The sequence below is a fragment of the Mesorhizobium sp. M7A.F.Ca.CA.002.04.1.1 genome (assembly GCF_004022805.1).
GTDB lineage: Bacteria > Pseudomonadota > Alphaproteobacteria > Rhizobiales > Rhizobiaceae > Mesorhizobium > Mesorhizobium ciceri.
On sequence record NZ_RZPL01000403.1, the window covers coordinates 1 to 5,104 of the forward strand.

The 5,104-nt window shown below is 65.1% G+C and carries 5 protein-coding genes; 3 read left to right on the forward strand and 2 right to left on the reverse strand.

The features are described 5' to 3' along the window. On the forward strand, nt 1-241 hold a 241-nt coding region (locus ENZ75_RS20160), incomplete at its 5' end, for a PTS glucitol/sorbitol transporter subunit IIA (RefSeq protein ID WP_281061251.1). A 56-nt stretch (nt 242-297) separates the two neighbouring features. Further along, nucleotides 298-2,277, forward strand: coding sequence for a phosphoenolpyruvate--protein phosphotransferase (ptsP, locus tag ENZ75_RS20165; protein WP_063169123.1), 1,980 nt, complete (start codon nt 298-300; stop codon nt 2,275-2,277). A 14-nt stretch (nt 2,278-2,291) separates the two neighbouring features. Here ptsP and ENZ75_RS20170 read toward each other — a convergent pair whose 3' ends face one another. Then, nucleotides 2,292-3,089, reverse strand: a complete 798-nt coding sequence (locus ENZ75_RS20170) for a hypothetical protein (protein WP_063169122.1) — start codon at nt 3,087-3,089, stop codon at nt 2,292-2,294. Between the two features lie 156 nt (nt 3,090-3,245). Here ENZ75_RS20170 and ENZ75_RS20175 point away from each other — a divergent pair, with 156 nt between their 5' ends. Then, a complete protein-coding gene (locus tag ENZ75_RS20175; protein WP_013529333.1) occupies nt 3,246-4,256 on the forward strand; it encodes a sugar-binding transcriptional regulator in 1,011 nt (336 codons plus the stop codon). Here ENZ75_RS20175 and ENZ75_RS20180 read toward each other — a convergent pair. Beyond that, nucleotides 4,243-5,094 carry a TIGR01459 family HAD-type hydrolase gene (locus ENZ75_RS20180; protein WP_128278267.1) on the reverse strand — a complete coding sequence of 284 codons (852 nt, stop codon included), beginning with the start codon at nt 5,092-5,094 and terminating at the stop codon, nt 4,243-4,245. The genes ENZ75_RS20175 and ENZ75_RS20180 overlap by 14 nt on opposite strands. Between the last annotated feature and the right edge of the window lie 10 nt (nt 5,095-5,104).

The following is a 5,104-nucleotide window of genomic DNA, read 5'->3' on the forward strand; positions in this document are numbered from 1 at the left end:
GGGACCAAGTGACGGAGCGCCCGCCAAGGGCGCTTCGATCACCCTCGGCCCGGTTGCCGCTGTTATCACAGCGGTCGGCTCCAGCGCGTGGAGCAAGGTGCTGGAAATGGGTCATGTCGTCATTTCGTTCAACGGCGCTACCGAGGCCGAGAGACCGGGCGAGATCTGTGCGTCGCAAGTCGATCCGCAAGCGCTCGTGGCCGCCCTGAAGACCGGCGCGATCATCACCATCGCCGCCTGACAGCATTCGCGCCGCGGCCCATGTTGGGAGCGGCGCCCAAAACCAGAGTATTTGCCATGGAACGCTCGACCATCGTCAGAGTGCATGAAGGTTTGCACGCCCGTCCCGCGACGCGGTTCGTGAAGCTCGCCAAGGGCTTCGAATCCGACGTCGAACTGATCAAGGACGGCAAGGCGGTCAGCGCCAAGAGTTCGGTCAAGCTGATGCTGCTGGCGGTCAAGGAGAACCAGGAAGTCACGGTGCGGGCGAATGGCGCCGATGCCATCGAGGCGCTCGAGGCGCTGATCGGCTATCTCGAGAATCCGCGGGCCGGCCTCGATGATGAAGCGGAAGCGCAGAGCCCAGCCAACGATGCCGGGCAGGAAGCGGCACCCGCGCCGGGATCCGTGCCGGCGGCACCTGGCGGGGCAAACCGCTTGCGTGGCGTGGCCGCCAGCGAAGGTTTCGCCATCGGCCCGGCCTTTGCGCATTTCCCACCCGATATCGCCGGACAGGGCCGCATGTTGCGGGCCGAGGAGATAAAAGGCGAGATCGACAGGTTCCGCACGGCTGTCGGCGCGGTCCAGGCCCGCATGGATCATGCGTTGGCGCAGGACAGCCTGTCGGCTGGAGACCGCGGCATCGTCGCCGCGCTGCGCGATATCGCCGCCGACGACAGCCTGACTGGTGAGGCCGAGGGCCTGATCAAGGGCGGCAACGACGCGGTTTCCGCCGTCATCACCGCCGCCTCCACCATTGCCGCCGAATTCAGCGCCGTCGACGATCACTATCTCAACGCGCGGGCAGATGATGTCCACGCCGTTGGGCGGCAGATTTGCCTGGTGTTGCTGGGCCAAGACGATGTCAGCCTCGAAAACATCCCCGAAGGGGCTATCCTGATCGCCGACGACATCGGCGCCTGGGATCTGGCACGCGCGCCGCTGAAGCGTATCGGCGGCGTGGTGTGCGGCCATGGCGGCGCCACCTCGCACATCGCCATCATCGCGCGCTCGCACGGCATTCCGGCAGTGCTCGGCCTCGGCGACCAGGTCAATGCCTTGCGTACCGCGCGAGACGTCGCGCTCGACGGCAATGCCGGCCATGTGATCATCGACCCCGACGAGGCGACCCGTGCCGATTTCGCCGGCCGCGTCGAAGCGGCGGCAAAGGAGCGCGCCGGGCTGACCGTCTTCAAGACGGTGACGCCGAAGCTCGCCGACGGCAGGATCATCGAGGTGGCGGCCAATATCGGCTCACTCGAGGAAATCGAAGCGGCGCAAGAGGCTGGTGCCATGGGCATCGGCCTGTTCCGCACCGAGCTTTTGTTCATGCGCCATATGCATCTGCCCTCGGAAGACATGCAGGCCGAGACCTATGCGGCGCTGGCCAAGGCTTTTGCGCCTTATCCGGTCATTGTGCGCACGCTCGACATCGGCGGTGACAAGCCGATTGCCGGCATCGAATTTCCCGACGAGGAGAATCCCTTCCTCGGCTGGCGCGGCATCCGCATGTGTCTCGACCGGCCCGACATCTTCAAGCGCCAACTGCGGGCGCTGCTGCGCGCAGCCGTGCACGGCAACATCAAGGTGATGCTGCCGATGGTGTCCGACCTCTCGGAGGTCAGGCAGACGCGCGTGCTGGTCGACGAATGCACGGCCGAGCTGAAAGCCGAAGGCGTGCCGCACGCATCATTCGATCTCGGCGTCATGATCGAAACCCCGGCCGCCGTGCTCATCGCCCCGGCGCTGGCCAAGGAGGTCGCTTTCTTCTCGATCGGCACCAACGATCTGACCCAGTACATCATGGCCGCCGACCGGCTCAATCCGACCGTCGCCAAGCTCAACGATGTCACCAATCCGGCCGTCATATCGGCGATCGAAATGACGGCAAAAGCCGGCGTCGCCGCCGGTATCATGGTCGGCATGTGCGGTGAGGCGGCCGGCCGTCCGGATCTGATTGCGACCTTCGTGAAGATGGGGCTGACCGAACTCTCGATGAGCCCGGCTTCGATCCAGCGCGCCAAGAAAGCGATCATGGCCATGGCCGCTGAAGGCTAGCCCAGGCCGGCTGACTACGGCAGATGGGCAAGCAAGGTGGCGAAGACCGGTGTCAGCTCAGCGATCGGGTTTGCCTTGGCGCAAGCCTGAACGATGCGATCGTGGCGAATATCCGCCGCCAGGATCGCGATCTCCAGCATGTCCGGCTCCGGCGCGCCGTCGCTGCCGGTGGTCGCCAGGCCGCAGGCCAAAGCGAGCGGCGCCAGGCAGCTTATGTCGAGCGCCCGGCCGCCCGCCGGCGTTCCCGGCACGGTCTCGGCAAAGCGAACGGGACGCTGATTGAGGCACTCGACCAGCAGCGCCGAGCAGGTGGCCGCGATTGCCTGCAGTCCGGCACCCGGCGCGGCCAATGCGGCCAGGAGATCGCCATGCCGCTTGCGCATCGTGGCATGGACGGCCGCGAAATCGGCTTCGTGGATGCGGGCATTGTCGATGTTCAGGCCGGCAAGCACCGCTTTGGTCAGATAATACATATCGCGCCGGAACAGGCGCTCGGCGTCCAGTTGGCGATCCTCGTTGCCGACCGGGAAATAGGTGCCGAGGCCCTTCACCGTGGTGCCGTCCACCTTGATCGGGCGCTCATGCGGGACGAAAGCTTCGGCGATCGACAGTGCTTCGTCGACGGCACTCGCGGCATGGCTGAGCAGGCCTTCGATGCCCTTGCCTGGAAACGGCGGCAGATGGCTGGTTGCTTCGCGCAGGATGCTGGCATCGCCGCTGCCGTCATGGCGGCTCTGGCGGATGATTTCGCGGACTTCCCGCAGCCGGTCCTTCAGATTGACGCGGACATCTTCGGAGATTTGTCGGAGCATCGCGGATCGCCTTGAAATTTGCTGCGGATAGCCGACCGGGGCAGCCGCCACTCTCTACATTGTTCCTATCGATAGGTAGATCAATAGGCGATACTAGACCAGCATGCAGAATCGGCGGCGGCGCCCTCGTCCGTCGCCGCAGGGGGAGAGACAGACTTGGGCAGACGACGACAGGGCGAAAGCGAAGACGGTCGAGGCGAGGCAACCGAGCAGGTCGCCAGCGAAAGCCGGACGGATCGCCTCAGGATTCGCGCCGCCTGGATGTATTTCGTCGAACAGATGACGCAGAACGAGATCGCCGACGTGCTCGGCGTCGGTCGCGTCACCATCGTGCGCATGCTGGCGGATGCCCGGGCGCGCAACGAAGTGAAGATCACCATCGAGAGCGAATTGTCGGAAATCGTGCGGCTTGAGCGCGCATTGGAGAAGACGTTCGGGCTGCAGCAGGCGCTGGTGGCGCCGCTTTCGGCAGCCGATGCCGATCCCATACCAGCGATCAGTGCCAAAACCGGCAGCTTCCTGTCGGACACGATGAAGTCCGGCATGCGGGTCGGTGTCGGCTGGGGGCAGACGCTGTTCTCGAGCCTGCCTTTCATCAGCGCCAAGTCGCTCACCGACTTCAAGGTGATTTCGCTGCTTGGCGGTGTCGGCGTCGTGCGCCGGGTCAACCCAGCCGAGTTCGCCTGGCGCTTCGCTCAGATATTCCAGGGCGACGGCTATCTGATGCCGACACCAGCCGTGGTCGACAGCGTCGAGACCAAGATCGCCCTGATCGAGCGCTGCGGCCTGCAGGAGATTTTCGAAATGGCCGACGTGCTCGATGCCGTTCTGCTGAGCGTCGGCGGGATCGCCTCGGCCACCACCTTCTCTCGTGGTGGCTTCCTCAAGGAGGCGGATCGGGAGGCCCTGCTTGCGCGTGGCGCCGTGGGTGACCTCCTGTTCCATTTCTTCGACCGCAACGGCGATCTGGTCGACCACCCCGTCAACAGCCACGTGATGTCGGTGGATGTCGACCGTCTGCGCAAGGCACCGATCCGCATCCTCACCTCCGGTGGCGAGGAGAAAACCGAAGCGCTGCTCGGCGCCATGACCCTCATCGCCCCAACCATCCTGATCACCGACGAGGAGAGCGCGCGGCGCATGCTGGAAGCGGTCAGCGGAAGCTGAAGCTGTCCATGATGTAGTCCGGCCAGGCCTGCTGTTCGTCGAAAACAGCGGCGAGATCCGGTGTGTCCGCCAGTATTCCGCTCAGCACCAGCGCGGTGGCGATGCCGGTGCTGTTTCCCCCCGATATGTCGTGTTCGACGCTGTCGCCGACGCAGACCACGGTGCCACGGTCCGGCTCGCCGGCCAGCGCCAGCGCGGCGTTGAAAATCGCCGTGTCGGGCTTGCCGATGCGGGTAACGCTGCCGCCCAGGCTTTCGTAGAGATCGGCCAGCCGGCCGGCGCCGAAGCGAGGGCCAACGGCCGTCAGCATGATGATGTCGGGATTGGTGCAGAAACACGGCACCCGCCGCTCCGCCGCCGGCGCGAACAGCCTGCGATAATGGTCAAGGTCAAAGCGGTCACCCTCGCTGGCCGCGATCAGCACCAGCTCGGCCTCATCGCCGGACCCGGTCAGCGCAAATGGCAGGCCTTCGATCGCGGAGCGGTCATTGTCGCGGCTGATCAGCAGGCATTTTGTCCCCGGGCGCAGCTTTCCCGACGCCGCCATCTCCCCAAAGGATCGCCACGCCACCTCGCCGGAAGAAACGAAATGATCCCAGCTTCCCGGTTCGAAGCCGAGTTTCATGAGCCGGCTTTCATTGGGTTGAGCCCGCCTGCCGGAGTTCGAAACCAGCACCACGGTCTTGCCGGCGCGTTTCAGCGCCGATAGCGCTGCCGCCGCGCCTGGATAGGGCCGCGTGCCGTCGTGCAGCACGCCGAACTGGTCGAGCAGGAACACATTATAGCGCTCCGCCAGCGGCCCGAGGCCGTCGAGACGTTCGATCGTTTTCGCGCTCATAGGAGTCCTG

Coding starts and splice junctions, on each gene's coding strand:
- ptsP (WP_063169123.1), top strand. CDS start 298: ATGGAACGCTCGACCATCGTCAGAGTGCATGAAGGTTTGCACGCCCGT.
- ENZ75_RS20170 (WP_063169122.1), bottom strand. CDS start 3,089: ATGCTCCGACAAATCTCCGAAGATGTCCGCGTCAATCTGAAGGACCGG.
- ENZ75_RS20180 (WP_128278267.1), bottom strand. CDS start 5,094: ATGAGCGCGAAAACGATCGAACGTCTCGACGGCCTCGGGCCGCTGGCG.